Source organism: Planctomycetota bacterium, from assembly GCA_035384565.1.
Lineage (GTDB): Bacteria > Planctomycetota > PUPC01 > DSUN01 > DSUN01 > DAOOIT01.
This window is the reverse complement of sequence record DAOOIT010000041.1, coordinates 13276-30933: the sequence shown is the minus strand read 5'-3', so window position 1 is coordinate 30933 and position 17658 is coordinate 13276. Positions and strand designations below refer to the sequence as shown.

Genomic DNA, 17658 nt, shown 5'->3' with positions numbered 1-17658 from the left:
TTGCTTCTGCGTCATCAGACACCCTCTCTGAGGCCACCGACCCGATTGTAGCCTGTCACCCATGCCAAGTCAACCACCCCCTGCCCTCCGTCACCTTCTCCGGTCGAACCGCGGCAGAGCGTCGAAGCTGAAGGAGTGTCCAGCGCCCTTGGCCAGCGACTGGAACGTGCCGCTGGTCAACGGGGCGTACTTCTTCAGTTCCGCCTCGAGGCGCGCGGCGAGTTCGCCGGCCACATCGGGATGGTCGGCCGCCACATTCGCCAGCTCCTTCGGGTCGGCCGCCAGGTCGTAGAGGTCCACGCGCGGCTTCCAGCCCTTCGGCAGCGGCGTCCAGGGGCACACGTAGTTCCACTTGTGCGTGCGCAGGCAGGCGTAGGGGCCGAAGGCCGAGACCACGTGGCTCCGTCCCTTGCCCTTGCCCTCGACGAGCGGCCAGGCGCTCTTGCCCAGGCAACGTGTCGGGGCGGGCAGGCCCATCAGCGCGAGGGCCGTGGGCATGATGTCCTGATGCTGCACGAAGCCCTTCACCCGCTGCCCCGCGCCCTTGCGCTTCGGGTGGCGGATGAGGAGCGGCAGCCGCGTGCACTGGTTGCGCAGCCGATCCTGGCCCTTGTGAATCTCGCCCTGCTCGCCGAGCATGCAGCCGTGGTCGGAGGTGAAGACGACGAGGGTGTCGCGGTCATGGCCCGTCTCGCGGAGCGTGTCGAGCAGGTGGCCGACCCAGCGGTCCACGAGCGTGACCTCGCCGGCGTAGGTCGTGAGGCAGTTCCTCGCCTGCCGCCTCGTCATGTGGCTCACGTGGCCGGGCGGGATGTGGCCGTCCAGGATGTCGGCAGGGGTGATCTTCGGGTCGTACTTGCGCGCATACTCGAGCGGCGGGTCCCACGGCTCGTGGGGATCGAAGCACTCGACGTGCATGTAGAACGGGTTCTTGAGGGTGTAGCCGCGGAGCCAGTCGGCAGCCGTGCGCATCGTCTGGGCGACAAGGGTGTCGGCCTCGGACCTCCAACTCTGGCGGTTGACGAGATGCTGGATGATCCACGCGCGGGAGTCCACGGGCCGGCCTGCGGCGGCGCGGCGGAGTTCCTTGCGCACGCGGGCCGGGTCGCGCAGCGCCCACGGGTCGCCCTCCTGGCCGCGGATCCACGACCAGTGGTCGAACCCGCGGTGGAAGTTCTTCCCCGGCTTCATCATGTGGTACACGTCGTTGAAGAAGGCCGACACGTAGTCGTGCTCGCGGAGGTGCTCGGCCAGGGTCACGTCTTCATCGAAGAGCGGGTGCCAGCCGTGGAGTTGCACCGGGTCGCTCGCCTGGGGGCGGTAGGCGAAGGGCACGATGTTGCGGCCGGTCATGAGCACGCGACGGGCGGGGATGGTCGGCAGACCCTCGGCAAAGGCATCGAGGAACAGCGCGCTCTCGGCGGCCAGCCGGTCGAGATTGGGCGTCTCGATCCAGTCGTTGCCGTAGCAGCCGAGGTAGTCCCAACGTAGTGTGTCGCTGACGATGACGAGGAGGTTCATGCGGCGGTCCCTCAACGAGATGGCGGTCCAGGCTGTGGTGCAGCGGCCGGATTGTAGCGCGCGCTTGCCCGCGGGTCAACGCCCCGGCCCGCCTTGACGCGCCGACGGAAAGGCCATATATTCTCCAAGGGAGCGACGAAGCGGCATGGGCCGACACGGACGGGCCACTCCCTGTCCCAGGGGGATGATCGGACGATGAGCTGTCCCGACATCAAGGGCCGAACGCCCGGCGCATCGGGCTGGACTCGCTTCCCAAGGCAGTTCCTCCTCGACTTCGCCATCGAGTTTCTCGTGAAGCGGGGCGTGCGCGCCGACAGGGCCGCCTGCCTGGCCGAGACCGCCGTGGCCACCGAGGCCTTCGGCATCCACACCCACGGCCTCGTGCTCATCCCCTACTGGGATAAGTTCATCGGGGACCGCATTGACCCCTGCGCCGAGCCGCGCGTGGTCAAGGAGCGGCCTGCCACGGCGCTGATTGACGGCGCCGGCGGCTTCGGCCAGCTCGCCCTTGCGCTCGCGCGCGACCTCGCCGCCGACAAAGCCCGGGAATGCGGCGTCGCCACCGTGGCCGGCACCAACCTGTCCTGGCTCGCCGCCCTCGGCCCCCAGATTCTCCCGCTGTCGCGCTCGGGTCTGTTCGCCCAGCTCTGGGTGCAGAACAACACGTGCAAGGACTGCGCTCCCTGGGGCGGCATTGATGCCCGGTTCTCGACCAACCCGGTGGCCCTCACCTTCCCCACCGGCGCCTTGCCGATGCTCAGCGACTTCTCGTCGGCGGCTCTCTCGATGGGCAAGGTGCGCGCGATGATTCGCCGCGGGGAATCCGCCCCCGAGAACCTGTTCATGGACCAGGAAGGGCACCCCACCCGCGATCCGCGCGTCGTGCCCGACGGCGGCACCATCTTCCACCTGGGCGGCGAGCGCTACGGCTATCGCGGCTACGCCCTTTCGCTGTGGGCCGAGGCCCTCACCGCCATGGCCGGCGGCAGCGCCAACAACCCCGACGTGCCCGACCGCCAGACCTTCTGCCTCACCGTGACCGACCCCGAGGCATTCGCGGGCGGCGACTACTATTACCGGGAGATGGCGCGTTTCGTCGCCCACCTCAAGAGCAGCCGCCTGCGCCCCGGCTTCGACGCGGTGCGGCTGCCGGGCGAGCGCGCCCAGCGTGCCGCCGAGGAGGCCGAGACGCACGGCATCCTGGTCGAAGGCCGCCTCGTGGAGCTGCTCAACGAGACCGCAAAGAGAAACGGCCTCGCCCCCCTCACCTCAGGAGACACGACGTGAAAGGCTGGGAAACTGGGCTTGTGGCGACATTGGCCTTGTGCTGCGGACTCGGGCTTGCGGAGGAGGCGAAGAAGGCCGACCGCTGGGAGAAGAGCATGCAGGCATTCGAGGAACGCGACGCAAAGAACCCGCCGCCCAAGGGCGAGATCGTGTTCATCGGCAGCTCGAGCATCGTCGGCTGGAATCTCGCGAAGTACTTCCCCGACCTCAAGGCGGTGAACCGCGGCTTCGGCGGCTCCCAGATCGCCGATTCGGTACAGTATGCCGACCGCATCCTGCTCCCCCTCGAGCCGCGGATCGTGGTCTTCTACGCGGGGGACAACGACATCGCCAGCGGCAAGAGCCCCGAGAAGGTCTTCGAGGACTACCAGGCGTTCGTCAAGAAGGTCCACGACAAGCTGCCCGAGACGACGATCATCTACATCCCCATCAAGCCCAGCATCGCCCGCTGGAAGCTGTGGGAGAAGATGAAGGCCGCCAACGCCCTGATCGCGGAGCACGTGAAGACCGATAAGCGCCTCGCCTATCTCGACATCGTGCCCGGCATGCTCGGCGAGGACGGCAAGCCCAAGCCCGAGCTGTTCGTCAAGGACGGCCTGCACCTGAGCCCCGCGGGCTATGAGTTGTGGACCGGCCTCCTCAGGCCGCTCCTCAACGCCCGGTAGCCGCACTCGGTCCGCGAAGAGCCAGGCCAAGAGAAGCCCGCCCCCGGTCGTGCAAGGCAGGCGATGCCGATTGTCCCGCGTCCCAGGCCGCAGAGAGCGGCAGGCCCGCCGAGAACTTGCCCTTGACGCCTTCGCCCCGCGCGGGTATCCTCTGGCGTCGGGTTCCTGGCCCTTCCACCCTTCTGCCCTTGGCGAGCAGGGAGACCACATGACGGCACCGCAGCGCGTTGGCCCCACCCCCACGGCCCCGAACGGCAAGCCGATCGGCTTCGACAACGAGAAATACCTGAAAGAGCAGAGCGCGGCCATCCTCGAGCGCGTGGCGCGCTTCGACAATAAGCTCTACCTGGAGTTCGGCGGCAAGCTGCTCTTCGACCTCCACGCCGCGCGCGTGCTGCCGGGCTTCGACCCCAACGTCAAGATGCGCCTGCTCCAGAAGCTCCAGGACAAGGCCGACATCATCCTATGCATCTACGCGGGCGACATCGAGCGCAAGAAGGTGCGCGCCGACTTCGGCATCACCTACGACGTGGACGCGTTGAAGCTGATTGACGACCTGCGCGACTGGAACATCGAGGTCGCCGCCGTGGTCATCACCCGCTTCGCCGGCCAGCCCGCCGCCACCATCTTCAAGAACAAGCTCGAGCGGCGCGGCATCCGCGTCTACACCCACGCCCACACCCGCGGCTACCCCACCGACGTGGACACCATCGTGAGCGACCAGGGCTACGGCGCCAACGCCTACATCGAGACCACGAAGCCGCTCGTCGTCGTCACCGGCCCCGGGCCGGGCAGCGGCAAGCTGGCCACCTGCCTCTCGCAGCTCTACCACGATCACAAGCGCGGCGCCCACTCGGGCTATGCCAAGTTCGAGACCTTCCCCATCTGGAACATCCCTCTCAAGCACCCGGTGAACGTGGCCTACGAGGCCGCGACCGCCGACATCCGCGACTTCAATCTCATTGACCCCTTCCATCTCGAAGCCTACGGCCAGGCCGCCATCAACTACAACCGCGACGTCGAGGTCTTCCCCGTCCTCAAGCGCATCCTGGTCCGCATCATGGGCGACGAGGCGGTCTACAAGTCCCCCACCGATATGGGCGTGAACCGCGCGGGCTTCGCCATCACCGACGATGCCGCCGTGCGCGAGGCGGCCACCCAGGAGATCATCCGCCGCTACTTCCGCTACTCGTGCGAATACGCCATGGGCCTGGCCGACCGCGAGACGGTCGAGCGCGTGGAACTGCTGATGGACGAGTTGGGCGTCGAGCCCACCAGCCGCCGCGTGGTCGCCCCCGCCCGCCAGGCCGCCGCCGAGGCTCACGCCAGCGGCAAGGGCAACCGCGGCATCTTCTGCGGCGCCGCCATCGAACTGCCCGACGGCGCGATCCTCACGGGCAAGAACTCGCCCCTCATGCACGCCACCTCCGCCCTCGTCCTCAACGCCATCAAGCACCTCGCCGGCATCCCCGACCGCATCCACCTGCTGTCGCCCACCATCATCGAATCCATCGGCGCCCTGAAGGAGCAAGTCCTCAGCGCCAAGACTGTGAGCCTCAACCTCGACGAGGCCCTCATCGCCCTGAGCATCGGCGCCGCCACCAACCCCACCGCCCAGCTCGCCATGGAGAAGCTCAAGGACCTCGCGCGTTGCGAGGTCCACCTCACCCACATCCCCAGCCCCGGCGACGAGGCCGGCCTCAAGCGCCTCGGCGTCAACCTCACCGCCGAGCCCAACTTCTCCAGCAAGGACCTCTTTCAGGCGTGACCCATCCCGCCCTCCCGAAGGTCCCAGCGCCTTCGGGAGAGCGAGGCAACCGAAGGCGCCGACCTGGGCGGAATCCCACTCGATTCCCGTGTCCCTCATGCTATGATCTGTCTCTGCCGTCGCCATCACCCGTCCCTGTAGCAAGAGGAGCCCAAGCATGCTCGTGCCGCGCCTTGCCTTCATTGTTCTGTGCCTTGGTTCCGTCCTCGCCCGCGCAGAGGATGCGCTGCTGCTCTGCGGCTTCGAGACCGACCGCGACGTGAAGGCCTGGGAGTTCCGCAGCGGCACGCCCAGCCTCGTCTCTGAAGGCGTGACGCAAGGCGCGAGGGCGCTTCAAATCGCCTTCGACCCCAAGGGCGAGTACCGGCCGGCCTACATCTACTGGAACCGCGTGGTTCGCGATTGGTCGGCCTACGACGCCCTCGTGCTCGACGTGACCAACCCCAACCCCGAGCCGATCGGGGGCTATGTCCTCATCGCCGATCAGGCCTGGGTGGACGGCAACCGCAGCTACTGGAACCGCCACAACCAGGGCACGACGTTCGCCCCCGGCAGGACCCAGTGGGTGCTGCCCGTCCGAGGTCTCTATCGCGGCGAGGCGGGCAGCCGCAACAACGACATCAAGCGGAACATTGACCCCGACGCCATCGTGCGCGTGGACTTCGGGTTCGGGGACAAGGGCTCGACGGGCCGCGTGATTATTGACAACCTGCGCCTCGTCAAGGCCGCCAAGCCCGAGGGCGTGTGGGCCTTCGACTTCGGGCCGGCCAGCCAGTCGCTCATGCTCGGCTGGACCGCCGTGAGCAACGACATGGCCTACACGAGACAACGCGGCTTCGGCTGGGGGCCGCAGGGCGGCACGCCGCCCGCCGGCTGGGGACGCGACACGGGCTTCGGCGGCCCGCTCCTCCAGGACTCCGCGGAGTGCGGCGGCTACAACTTCCGCGTGGACGTGCCCCCCGGCCGCTACAAGGTGCTGGTCTTCTACGAGAACTGCGGCTACTGGGGCGGCGAGCAGGCCCGCCATCTCTGGCGCACGATCGCGGCCAACGGCAAACAGGTCTGGCGCGAGGACCGGCCCGACGGCGTCGCCCATGCACTCTATCGCTTCGAGAACGTTGAGCCGGTGGGCGTGGACATCTGGGACACCTACATGAAAGACGAGATCGCGAAACCCGCTGCCTTCGAGGCCGAAGCGGGCGCCAACGGACTGGTGCTCTGCTTCGAGGCCGACAAGGTCTGGGGCAGCAGAGTCGCCGGCATCGCCGTTCACAAGGCGGACGACGCAACCGGCGAGAAATGGCTCGCCAGCCAGCTCGACGCCATCGCCGCCGACTTCCGTTCCAAGGCCATCTGCCTCGACAAGCCGGCCCCGCCCTTCGAGGTCTCCGACGACTGGAAGAAGCTCGGCTTCGTCGCGTGGCCCGTCGGCATCGAGGAGGACCTCATGCCCCATTCGGTGCCCCCGCCCGACGCCAAGGGTCCCAACGAAGTGAGCCTCGCGCGGCGGGCGGTGGGCGGCGAAGCGGAGACCTTCTGCCTCGCCATCCGCCCTCTCGTGGACCTTCGCCTCCAGGTGCAAACCGCGTGGTCGCCCTGGGCGAACTCGTTGGCCCAGGAGCTGAACCTGGTGACCTACAACACCAGCCGCGGCTTCAGCCAGATCGCCTACGAGGTGAAGCCGCACACGCTCCGGCGGCTCTCGCCGCAGCAGACCGTGTCGCTCCCGAAGGGCGTCACGCGGTTGCTCATCCTCAAGGTTCGCGTGCAAGCGCCCATGGCCTCCGAGCCGCGCGGCAAGCTCGCCTTCCATTCACCCGACGGGAAGGAGGTCTGGAGCGCGGCGCTCACGCTCACGCTGCACCCCGTCGCGCTCAACCGCCAAACCGACTATCTCATGGGCTTCTTCGGCCTGATGCCGCCTAACCTGGTTCCCGATGAGAACCGATGGGACGTGCTCGACCAGACGCTCAAGATGCTGCGTGACTATGGGATGAACGCCGTCTGCGGCGGGCCGAGTTGGGAGCTGAAGGGCTGGAAGAACGGCGAGCCGGCCGTTGACTTCGGCGACTGCGACCGCTTCTTCGAGCTGCTGAAGAAGCACGGCTTCACCCAGGCCATCTGCGGCTACGGCGGCCTGCGCTTCCGCGGCCTCCATGACGGCTATCAGAAAGGCGCCGCCGGCGAGAAGACGGAGAAGGAGAGCGGCCTGCCCTACGAAGAGGCCCTGATGCGCGCCTGGAAGGCCGTGGACACCCATGCGCGCGCCCACGGCTGGCCGACCATCCAATACGCCATGTGCGACGAGACCCGCGTACGCGACGTGGCCGAGCGCGAACTGGCCTTCATGAAAGCCATGGCCAAGGTCTCCGCCGCCTTCCCCACGACCGTCCGCACGAGCGGCAGCTACAGCGTCCACTTCACCCAGCGGCCGACCGACAAGGACGACCTGAACTACTGGCACCAGCGCTTCTTCGAGGCCCTCGACATCTCGAGCCTCAACCTTCACGACGAGAGCGTGATGGCCGAGGCCAAGAAGCTCGGCAAGGAGGTCCACATCTACAACCAGGGCCGCGACCGCTACAGCTTCGGCCTCTACCAGTGGAGCGAGTGGCGCAAAGGCGTCGCCGCCCGCTGGCAGTGGCACCTGAACGTCTTGCACGGCTACCAGTTCTTCGACCTCGACGGCCGCGAGCCCGACACGGCCATGATCTGCTATGGCCGCGAGGCCATCTACCCCACCATCCACTTCGAGCGCTGCCGCGAGGGGGCAGAGGACTTCTATCTCTACAACACCCTCTGGAAGCTCATCGAGGCCAGGCGTAAGGCGGGCCAGGAGACCGACGCCGTCAAGGCGGCTGCCAAGCTCCTCGACGACGCCATCGCCGCCGTGAAGCTCAACCAGCGCACCCCGCCCGAAGGCTTCAACGCCGATGCGTTCAAGGCCAAGGTGATTGGCGCGATCGCCGGGCTGGCGGGGAACACGGGGAATCCGTAAGCCCCCATGCGTACCCCGCAGCGGGAGCAGACCGGAGGTGGAAGAACGCCAGGGGAAACGCAGGGAGCACAGCTCCTTCCGCGGCTTGCGCCCCCGCGCAGCGGGCGCTATAATGCAGGTAGCTCAGGGCGGCGAGCGTTCCCTCTTCGTGGGCAAAGCCCAGGGACCCGACGTGGAAATACTGCACTATCCGCATCCTCTCCTGCGCAGGAAAGGGGCCGTGATCCGCGAGATCACCCCCGAGGTCGCCGGGCGCGCCCGCGAGATGCTCGAGCTGATGTACGAGGCCAACGGAGTCGGCCTCGCCGCCACCCAGGTCGGTTGGAGCGTCCAGCTCTGCGTCATGAATCCACGTCCCGACGACCGCTCACTCGAGATCGTGTGCGTGAACCCCGTGATCGTCGAGGCCGAGGGCGAGGAGGTGGCCGATGAGGGCTGCCTCAGCCTGCCCGAGGTGCGCGGCAACATCCCGCGATTCACCCGCCTCACGGCCCGCTGGTACGACCTCGAGGGCCGCCGGATGGAGACCGTGGCCGAAGGGCTGCTCGCCCGCATGTTCCAGCACGAGCTCGACCATCTCAACGGCCGCCTGATCATTGACCGCATGACGCCGGCCAGCCGGCTGAGCGTTCGCGGCCGCCTCAAGGAGCTCGAGCGCGAGCACCGGGCGGCCGCGCGCAGCGTCGTGTAGCCCGCATCGTGAGGAAGCCGAGCCGTGTGTCCGCTGGCCGTGACCTTCTTCCTATCCCGCGGCCACTCGACCTTCGCCTTCTTCGCCCTGCTCGCCGTGTGCCTCGGGCTGATCGTCTACTTCTACATCAACAACGCCCGAGCGCTGCCCCGCTGGTACTTCGGCATCCTGCTGGCGATGCGCGTCCTCATCGTCGTCGTGCTGCTCCTCTTCATCTTCGAGCCGGCGCTGATCTTCAAGCGCTTCTTCAGCCGAGCCCCCCGCCTGCTGGTGCTCGTAGACACCTCGGCCAGCATGAGCCACGCCGACCCCGGCACCGGCCCACGGATCGAGCTCGCCAAGACCAACCTGCGCCACAGCGGCTTCCTCGGCAAACTCGAGGAGCAGTTCGCCGTCAGCCTCTTCCGCTTCGGCGCCACCGCGCAGCCCATCTCCTACAGCGATCTCCGAACACTCCAGGCCGACGAGGAGGCCACCAATCTCCCCGGGGCCTGCAAAGCCAGCCTCGACAACGCACGGCACCGCGGCGGACAGGTCGCCGGCATCATCCTGCTCACCGACGGCATTGACAACAGCGGCAAGCGCCCCATCGAGGAGATCGCGGGCCTGGGCGTCCCCGTCCACCCCATCGCCTTCGGCTCCCGCCTCGAGGAGGACAAGGACTTCAAGAACGTGGCGATCACCAACGTCGAGCACGACGACTTCGTGCCGAAGGACAACACCACGGAGATCAAGGTGCTGGTGGATGCCCAGGGCTACGGCAGCCGGCCCGTGCGTGTCCTCCTCCGCGACAAGCAGAAGGACAAAGAACTCGCCTCGCAGGAGCTCGTGCTCGACACCAAGAAGGGCGCGCAGCGCGTCGTCCTCAAGTTCACCCCCACCGAGATCGGCCGCATTGACGGCGAGATCGAGATCCCCAAGCTCGAGGACGAGAACCGCGTCGGCGACAACCGCAAGCCGATCACCATCAACGTCACCGGCCCTCGCATCAAGGTGCTCTACATCGAGGGCGTGCTGCGCGCCGAGGGCAAGTGGCTGATGCGCGCCCTCCAGACCGACCCCAACGTGGACCTCCTCTACCTCGTCAAGAGCCAGGAGGGCCACTTCCTCCAGCGCGGCACCGTCAAGGGCATCTCCCTGAGCAACATCCCCACGAACCTCGAGACCTGGAAGCGCTTCGACGTGATCGTGCTGGGCGACGTGCACAGCAGCCTCTTCACCAAGAACCAGATGCTAGACCTCAAGGAGGCGATCCTCGACGGCCGCGGCCTCCTGCTCCTGGGCGGCGTGGGCGCCCTGGGCCCCGGCAAGTACGCCGGGACGCCCATCGAGGACGTCTCGCCCGTCTGGCTCGGCCCGGCCACCATCGGCCAGGAGAACGGCGAGTTCTCCTGGGAGTTGACCGACGACGGCGAGGTGAACCCCATCTTCACCAACATCACCCAATTCTTCCCGCGGCGCGGCGGCGTGGCCGAGGTGCCCATACAGAAGCTGGCCGGCTGCACCCGCGTGGGCGCGGCCAAGCCGGTCGCCTCCGTCCTCGCCGTCCACCCGACCGCCAAGGGGCCCGACGGCAAGCCGCTCACCGTGGTCGCCGTGGCCAACGTCGGCAACGGCCGGAGCATGCTGGTCACCGCCGACACCACTCACCGCTGGTACCTGCCCAACAGCGCCCTCGGCCGCGAGCAGCCGTTCATCAAACTCTGGGGCCAGGCCATCCGCTGGCTCGCCAGCGAGGAGGTCAAGCGCGACGACAAGCCCGGCCTCACCGCCTACACCGACAAGGGCGAGTACGAGCCCGGCGCGCCCGTGCGCCTCCTGGCCATCGTGCGCGACCTCCAGGGCCAGGCCACGAGCGACGCCAGCGTCTACGTCTCCATCATCGGCCCCTCCAAGGAGCGCGCCAGGCACGAGGTGCCCAAAGTCGGAGGCCGCCTCGGCGAGTACGAGCTCAAGCTCACCCCGCAGACCTTCGGGCCGCACGAGGCCATCTTCAAGGCCAGGCTCGGCGACCAGCCGCTTGGCAAGCCGCAGTCCGTGCAGTTCACCATCGGCAAGCCCGACGTCGAGATGGCCGAGCTGAGCCTCAATGAGAAGCTCCTCAAGGAGATCGCCGATCGCACCGGCGGCACCTACTGCTCGTGGCTCAACCTCAAGGACCTGGCGGCCAGCCTCGCCGCCGACCAGGAGCGGCGCACCGAGCCCGTCAAGTTCCCGCTCCACAACACGCCGCTGTTCTTCGCCTTCTTCATCGCCATGGCCGCGGTCGAGTGGTACATGCGCAAGCGGATTCAACTGGCCTGAGGCCCATGCCCCGTTACTACCCCATCTGCTTGTCGCTCGAGGGAAAGCCCTGCCTCGTCGTCGGCGGGGGCCAGGTCGCGCGACGCAAGGTCGAATCGCTCCTCGAGGCTGGCGCGGCGGTCACCGTGGTCAGCCCCGAGTTCTGCCAAGAGCTGCTTGAGATCGAGGGCCTCCGGCGGATCACGCGAGCTTTCGAGGAAGGCGACGTCGCAGGGGCTTACCTCGTCTACGCTGCCACCGACGACGCGGCCGTGAACAGCGCCGTGGCCGTCGCCGCACGCAAGGCCGGCGCGCTCGTCAACGTGGTGGACACGCCCGCCGAGTGCGACTTCATCGTGCCCTCCACCCTCACGCGCGGCGACCTCACCATCAGCGTCTCGACCGGGGGCGCCGGCCCCGCCCTCTCGCGGCGGCTGCGCCTTGAGCTTGAGCCGCTAATCCCCCAGGACTTTGGGGAATTCGTCGCCCTCCTCGCCGAGCTCAGGGCCGAGGTCGCCGTCGCCGTGCCCGACATCCAGCGTCGGTCCGCCATCGCCCGTGCGCTCGCCGACAAGCCGGCCCTCGAACTCTTCCGCCAGCGAGGCCCTGATGCCGTCCGCCAACTCGTCCGCGACCTGATCGAGCGCGGTTCCTGACCCGCCCGACGGTCCCATTTCCGCAAACGTTAGTTGTCAAAGAACATGTGCGGCGCGGGGCGTGTCTTAGACTGGTGGTTGCCAGGGGCCGCATCGTCGCCGCGCCTCGGAGCGCGCTTCCTACGAGGGAACAGGGCCCGGGTTTGCCGGCATCGGGTCCTCTTCTCTCCACCAGTACAATGGCAATGCCCCTGCGCAAATAAGGGCCCGAATTCATGTTTTTTCGAGGTTTTTTTTCGGCTGATGAATCGTTGTGCGTAAGACATTTCCGTGTATAGCTTTATGTCACGGGGGCCCGCCAGCCATCACCCGACGCCGTCTCCGGCTCGCCTTCGACTGCTTGCGCTGAAGCCCCGGCACATCGAAGCCTATATCTGCCAACCGCTTGCGAATCTGCTGAACGTGGTATTGCACCGACTGAGGCGTGATTCCAAGCCGCCGTGCCACCTCCACCTGGCTGCGCCCATCGGCCAGCAACAGGCAGACCTCCCGCCTGCGTGGGCTCAACTCATCCAGGAACTCCCTGACTGCAATCGCATCGGGCAGGTCTGCCATTGCTCGCCTCACTCCCCTTCATGTCGAGGTCGGTCATTGGGCATCTCCTCGCCGAACTCCACGCGCGTGGCGACGAGGGCGAAGAGGGCGGTGGCCGTGGTCATGGCCCGCGACCGCCACAGGAGGTTCAGCCCGCTCTCGGTGCGCCCGCTGGCCAGGTCGCAGTCACTCCAGGCGCCGGTGGTGCGGTTCTGCGTCCGTAGCAGGTAGCGGGCGCCCCCTCGCGCCAGCTCGGGCGAGCGTCGGCACCCCGCCAGGACGAGCACGGCAATCGCCGTGTCGAGGTCCGGCGCTCCACAGTCCCACACCACCGTGCCATCGGGCCGCCGCTGTGCGCGCTCCTCGATGTCCTGCGCAAGCCGCTCGACGGCGGGCCGCAGCGCAGGCACAGGCCCCTGCACGTAGGCGCGGGCCACCGCGCCGTGGAGCGCGAAGCGATTCGGGTAGTACAGCACGCTCGGGTCGCGCGGAGTCTCCTGGGTAGCCCGGCCTGCGTGGCGGTTGAGGGCCGCCACGGCTTCCGCCGCGCCTGGCAGGTCCAGCGCCCCACAGCGCCCCAGCAGGTACAGCACGTTCGCGTTCACCACCAGGTCGAGATCGTTGACCGCCCCGCCGAACCAGGTGAGGAAGAGGCCCGACGGGCGCTCGAGCCAGGCGGCGGGGTAGCGCAGCGGCACGTGCCCCAGATCGCGCCAGGCGGCGAACGCCTCCAGCGGCGGTCGCCATGGAGGGGCTCCGGTGGCCTGTGCTTCGTCAATCAACGCGGCCGACACCACCGAGCTCGTGTCGGCATCCGGCATGACGCCGAACCGACGCGGCAACTGGGGCACGTTGAGGGGCGCAAAGGCCCCGAACGGGCACGGCCCACGCACGATGGGCACCACGAGCGGCGAGATCAGCCAGTCGCCCCGCAGGGCCGACAGCCAGGGCCTCCGACAGGCTCGGGCCGCCGACGCGGGGGGCCAGTAGGCGATGGCCCCGGGCGGAATGCCCTCACCAGTGGCCTCGAAGCGCCGCAGAAACGCCGCCGCGCGCGCCTGCATGGTTCTGGCCCGCTCGGCATCGCGCGCGGCGAGGCCGGCCTGCCCCTTCCGCGCAGCACCCTCCACATAGCCGAGACAGGCGTGAATGGCCGCCGGGATGAACGGGCTGACGTCGCGCACCCGCAGGCCGAAGGCGGGCAGCCAGATGTACTGCGGCCAGTTGCCCGGCCAGTCGCCGCCGCCGGCGAAGCCGCGCACCGGCTCGCGCACCTGGGTCGCTTCCAGGTAGTCGAGTGCCTTGCCCACGGCCGAGCGGGCAGGGTGGGCGCGGTGCCGCGCGGGCGGGGCGGCGTAGAAGTACACAGCGCATCCGGCCGACAGGCTGGCCGCGCCGATGAGCGCTGCGCACAGAACGCGCCGAGGCTTCACACGCGGCTCCCCATGGCGGGGCGCGTTTCGCGAGGCGCGTCCCATGCTCGGACGACCGCCGCTCACAGGGCCTTGAGCGCGCGGGCCACTTTGGCCGCGTCCGACGCCTTGTCCACGGCCACGTGCGCGACGAATGCCTTGCCGATGGCGGCGGCGGAGAGGCCGCGCAGGTTCACGCCCGCGGCGGCGATGGCCTCGGCCATCCTGGCGCCCATGCCCTTCTTGTCGGGGCCTTGCACGCGCACGGTGTGCAGGCTCTTGCTCTTGGCGAAGCCGGCCGCCTTGGCGGCCTTGGCCTGCTTGGCGCCCTTGATGGGCGTGACGAAGACCACGCCCGTGCCCGGCTTCTCGGGCGCGCGGCGGGCGATCACCATTTCCAGGTTCGCGCCCGCGGCGGCCAGCGCCTTCAGCTTCGCCGCCAGGCCGCCCGGCTGGTCCACGATGCTCGCCGCCCAAGTGTCCACGCGGCTCACTTTCAGCGCCATGCCCTGTCCTCCAATGAAAGGCGTGATGCCTGAAGCATAGGACGCCACGCGCCAAATGTCAACCCTGATTGCGGAGTCGAAATCCGAGGCGGCTTCTGGTATCCTGTCAGCCACACCCGAGGAGAAAGGAACACAATGAACCGGTCTGGCCTGTGGTTGCTCCCCTTCGCCGCGCTCGTTTCCATGGCCTGGGCGCAGGAGACCCGCCTGCTCAGCGATTTCAGCGTGGAGGGCGACTGGAAGGTCCACCCGTGGAACAAGGCGAAGGGCACGGCCGCCCTCAGCGACGAGTTCCCGCCGTCGCTCGTCACCGAAGCCGGCGCGCCTCGCAAGTCCCTCGTCGCCACCATCCAGTGGCCAAGCGGCAAGGACTTCGCCTTCTTCAATCTCGACCCGCCCGCGATGGGGCCGATCCCGTTCAAGGTGCTCAGCGTGAGCCTGTGGGTCAAGGGCACGGGCACGGGGCACTTCATCGAGCTTCACTTCCGCTCCGCCGACGACAAGGAGGTGAAGGTGGGCCTGGGCGCGATGGACTTCACGGACTGGCGGAAGCTGCGCAAGGAGGTGCCGGCGGGCGTCAAGCAGCCGCTCGTCCTGAAAGGCATCGTCACCCACAACTGGGGGCTGCCGGGGGGCGACCACGTGCGGCTCTTCGTCACGCGCCTGGAGGCCGTGGTGGACCCGTCGCAGCGCCTCATCGCCGAGGGGGGCGGGCCGCTTTTCGCCGTGGACACTGCGGCGCCGAACGGCCTCGTGGGCGACGACGGCAGGGCAGCGGTCACGCTGCGCCTCACCTCGTGGCAGCCCGAGGAGAAGGCCTACGAGATCCGCTACTCGCTCACGGCGTGGAACGGACAGAAGACGCCCGGGAAGCCGGTCGCGGCGCGCGTCAAGGGCGCGTGGCAGCAGAACCTCGATGTCCCCTGCCCCGCTTTCGGCCCCGTGCGCCTCGACGCCGAGTTGTGGGAGGCGGGAGCCGCGAGGCCGCTCGCCACGGCGAGCCGCACGCTCGTGCGCCTGATGCCCGTGCCGAAGCTCACGCCCGAGCAGCGCCTCAAGTCGCCGATGGGCGTCAATGGCCACTATCAAAGCCCCTGGGGCAGCCTGGGCCGCATGGGCATCCACTGGGGACGCGACTACTCGTGGGGCTGGCTCAAGGGCGGCGAGAAGGCGCCGATGGCGCCGAACGGCGTGGACTTCCGCCTCACGCTCAAGGCGGCCGAGGAGGGCGGCGTCATCCTGCTGCCCATCACGATGCGGTCGTTCTGGGACGACGCGAAGAAGGCGTTCCTCGAGGACGAGGCGGCCATCGCGGCCGCCTTCGCCCGCCTCGGCAAGGCGTTCCCATCGCTGCCCTACTGGGAGCTGGATAACGAGGCCGACCTGGCCTCGCCGAATCAGCGCCTCCGCCTGGCCAACTACATGCCCCTGATCCGCGCCGCAGCCAAGGGCCTCCGCGAGGCGGGCAAGGCGCGTGTCGCCCTCAATGGCACCGCGGGCATCCACTACGAGGACACGCTCGAACTCCTCAAGTCGCCCATCCGCGACGACTTCGCCGTCGTCAACTACCACTACTACACGGGCACCGTGCCGCCCGAACTGGCGACGGAGGACGTGAACACGGGGGCCGAGGGCCGCCGCGAGTCCATGAGCTTCCTCGACCAGCTCCGCCGCATCAACCGCGCCGCCCACGCCGCGGGCAAGGAGGCCTGGCTCACCGAGATCGGCTGGGACGTGACCTACGGCCCCGCCGTCGGCGAACGGCTCCAGGCCGTCTACCTGCCCCGCGTCTACCTCCTCGCCCGCTGGTGCGGCACCGACAAGGTCTTCTGGTTCTTCGACCGCGATGTGAAGGGGGGCACGAACAAGTTCTCGTCCAGCGGCCTCATTGACGCCAGCGACCAGGCGAGGCCCAGTGCCGCCGCGATGGCCGCCCTCTCTGCCTTCACCGCCGACGCCCAGCCCGACGGCTCGGTGGACCTGGGGGATGACCGCTGGTGCCTCCTCTTCAAGAGGCCCTCGGACGGCTGGGTCGCCGCCATCTGGTCGGTGATGGCTGCTCACCCGATGCCGAAGGAAGCCGAGACGGCCGAGGCCGCCTACGACCTCTTCGGCAACAAGATCACCCCCAAGGAGATCACCCCTGAGGTCACGTACCTCGAACTCAAGAAGCTCCCCTTCGTCTGGGACGCGCAGCGTCACGCGGAGTGGGCGTCCTCGACGTCCCTCCGTGTCTTCCCCGGCGGGAAAGCCCTCGCGCAAGTCATGACTGGTGGCGGGACGCTCTCGTGGGAGGGTGTGCCGAAGGGCGTCGCTCTGCTCGGGGACTCCGAGGGCCCCGGCCGACCGACAGCAATCGCCATCACATGCGATCCGGCCGTTCCCGCTGGCTCGTATGTCATCCGCGCGGTCATCTCGGCTCAGGGGTGGCGCCGCTCGTGGCCCGTCACACTTCGCATCGAGCCGCCCGTGCTGGCCAAGGCTCAGCCCTACGAGGCCGGCCAGCCGGCGGCAATCGAGCTTCGCCTGGCAGCCGACACGCAGCAGGAGGCGACCATCGAGGCCCCCCAGGGCACAGGCACCGTGCAGCCGGCCACCTTGACCCTGGAGCCCGGCAAGCCTCAGAAGATCGAGTTCACCGCCGCCGCTGCCGCCAAGGGCCCGGTGCCCCTCACGCTCACCCTCGCGAACGGCGCCCGCCAACGCCTCCCGCTGCGGCCACACGCCCTCGACGCACCGTTCCTCCAGCAGATGAACTACGAAGGGCTATTCCCCTGGCCGGCGGCTGCCAGGCTGAGCAGCGAGCACTTCGCCTCGACGAGCCTCGATTTCGCCCCCGAAGCCTGGCTGGGGTGGGTGCCTCAGGGCCTCACCGTCCAGGCATCTTTCTCGGTAAAGGACCTCACGCCGGGCGACCCGAAGTGGTTCTGGGACAACATGTGTCTGGAGCTGTTCGTGGATACCTCGCCCGGCCCGCACCAGGGCTGGGGCAAGGCATCGCACCAGTTCTGGTTCACGCCCGCCCTCAAAGACGGCAAGTGGTGGCTCTACGCCGGCGAGTGGAAGCGGAGCGATGCCATTGCCGCGACGATCTACGACGACAAGCGGTGCAAGACCGCTATCGCCTTCGCCAACGGCCGCCTGACCGTCAAGGCGTTCATCCCCAGCGAGGCCCTTGGCGCCGCGCCGGCGGAAGGCGCAGCCTGGCGGGCAGCCATCGCTCTCCAGCGCATGGACCTCACCGGCAAGGCTAACGCCGCCTGGCCTGTGCTCAAGGAGGACGGCCTGCTGACGGGCGCCCAGAACCTCGGTATCATTCGTTTCACCCGGTAGCGGA

The 17658-nt window shown here is 68.4% G+C and carries 12 protein-coding genes; 8 read left to right on the top strand and 4 right to left on the bottom strand.

The window, feature by feature from the left end; translation table 11 throughout:
* Nucleotides 1–90: 90 nt before the first annotated feature.
* Nucleotides 91–1521 (bottom strand): sulfatase, encoded by a 1431-nt coding sequence (locus PLE19_15415; GenBank protein ID HPD16341.1) that lies wholly within the window; start codon nucleotides 1519–1521, stop codon nucleotides 91–93.
* A 195-nt stretch (nucleotides 1522–1716) separates the two neighbouring features.
* Between PLE19_15415 and PLE19_15410 the strand changes: the two genes are divergently transcribed.
* The 7 genes from PLE19_15410 (at nucleotide 1717) to PLE19_15380 (ending at nucleotide 11869) form a co-directional block, all read left to right on the top strand.
* Nucleotides 1717–2808: an Ldh family oxidoreductase gene (locus PLE19_15410; protein ID HPD16340.1), complete on the top strand. Its 1092-nt coding sequence runs from the start codon at nucleotides 1717–1719 to the stop codon at nucleotides 2806–2808.
* Nucleotides 2805–3473, top strand: a complete 669-nt coding sequence (locus PLE19_15405) for an SGNH/GDSL hydrolase family protein (protein HPD16339.1) — start codon at nucleotides 2805–2807, stop codon at nucleotides 3471–3473. Before PLE19_15410 ends, PLE19_15405 begins: the two co-directional genes overlap by 4 nt.
* 208 nt (nucleotides 3474–3681) lie before the next feature.
* A complete protein-coding gene (locus PLE19_15400) occupies nucleotides 3682–5241 on the top strand; it encodes a DUF1846 domain-containing protein (GenBank protein ID HPD16338.1) in 1560 nt (519 codons plus the stop codon).
* Between the two features lie 157 nt (nucleotides 5242–5398).
* Nucleotides 5399–8239, top strand: coding sequence for a hypothetical protein (locus PLE19_15395; protein HPD16337.1), 2841 nt, complete (start codon nucleotides 5399–5401; stop codon nucleotides 8237–8239).
* 112 nt (nucleotides 8240–8351) lie between these two features.
* The gene (def, locus tag PLE19_15390) at nucleotides 8352–8930 is read left to right on the top strand and encodes a peptide deformylase (protein ID HPD16336.1); all 579 of its coding nucleotides are present in this window, start codon (nucleotides 8352–8354) and stop codon (nucleotides 8928–8930) included.
* A gap of 24 nt (nucleotides 8931–8954) precedes the next feature.
* Nucleotides 8955–11234: a hypothetical protein gene (locus PLE19_15385; protein ID HPD16335.1), complete on the top strand. Its 2280-nt coding sequence runs from the start codon at nucleotides 8955–8957 to the stop codon at nucleotides 11232–11234.
* Between the two features lie 5 nt (nucleotides 11235–11239).
* Nucleotides 11240–11869 (top strand): bifunctional precorrin-2 dehydrogenase/sirohydrochlorin ferrochelatase, encoded by a 630-nt coding sequence (locus tag PLE19_15380; GenBank protein HPD16334.1) that lies wholly within the window; start codon nucleotides 11240–11242, stop codon nucleotides 11867–11869.
* A gap of 285 nt (nucleotides 11870–12154) precedes the next feature.
* Here PLE19_15380 and PLE19_15375 read toward each other — a convergent pair whose 3' ends face one another.
* From PLE19_15375 to PLE19_15365, 3 genes are all read right to left on the bottom strand, one after another.
* The gene (locus PLE19_15375) at nucleotides 12155–12424 is read right to left on the bottom strand and encodes a helix-turn-helix transcriptional regulator (GenBank protein HPD16333.1); all 270 of its coding nucleotides are present in this window, start codon (nucleotides 12422–12424) and stop codon (nucleotides 12155–12157) included.
* Between the two features lie 8 nt (nucleotides 12425–12432).
* Nucleotides 12433–13836, bottom strand: a complete 1404-nt coding sequence (locus PLE19_15370; protein ID HPD16332.1) for a hypothetical protein — start codon at nucleotides 13834–13836, stop codon at nucleotides 12433–12435.
* Nucleotides 13837–13898: 62 nt separating this feature from the next.
* On the bottom strand, nucleotides 13899–14321 hold the full coding sequence (locus PLE19_15365) for an amino acid-binding protein (protein HPD16331.1): 423 nt from the start codon (nucleotides 14319–14321) through the stop codon (nucleotides 13899–13901).
* A gap of 135 nt (nucleotides 14322–14456) precedes the next feature.
* On the opposite strand from PLE19_15365, the gene PLE19_15360 reads away from it, so the two are divergent.
* On the top strand, nucleotides 14457–17654 hold the full coding sequence (locus tag PLE19_15360) for a hypothetical protein (GenBank protein HPD16330.1): 3198 nt from the start codon (nucleotides 14457–14459) through the stop codon (nucleotides 17652–17654).
* The last annotated feature ends 4 nt before the right edge of the window (nucleotides 17655–17658 follow it).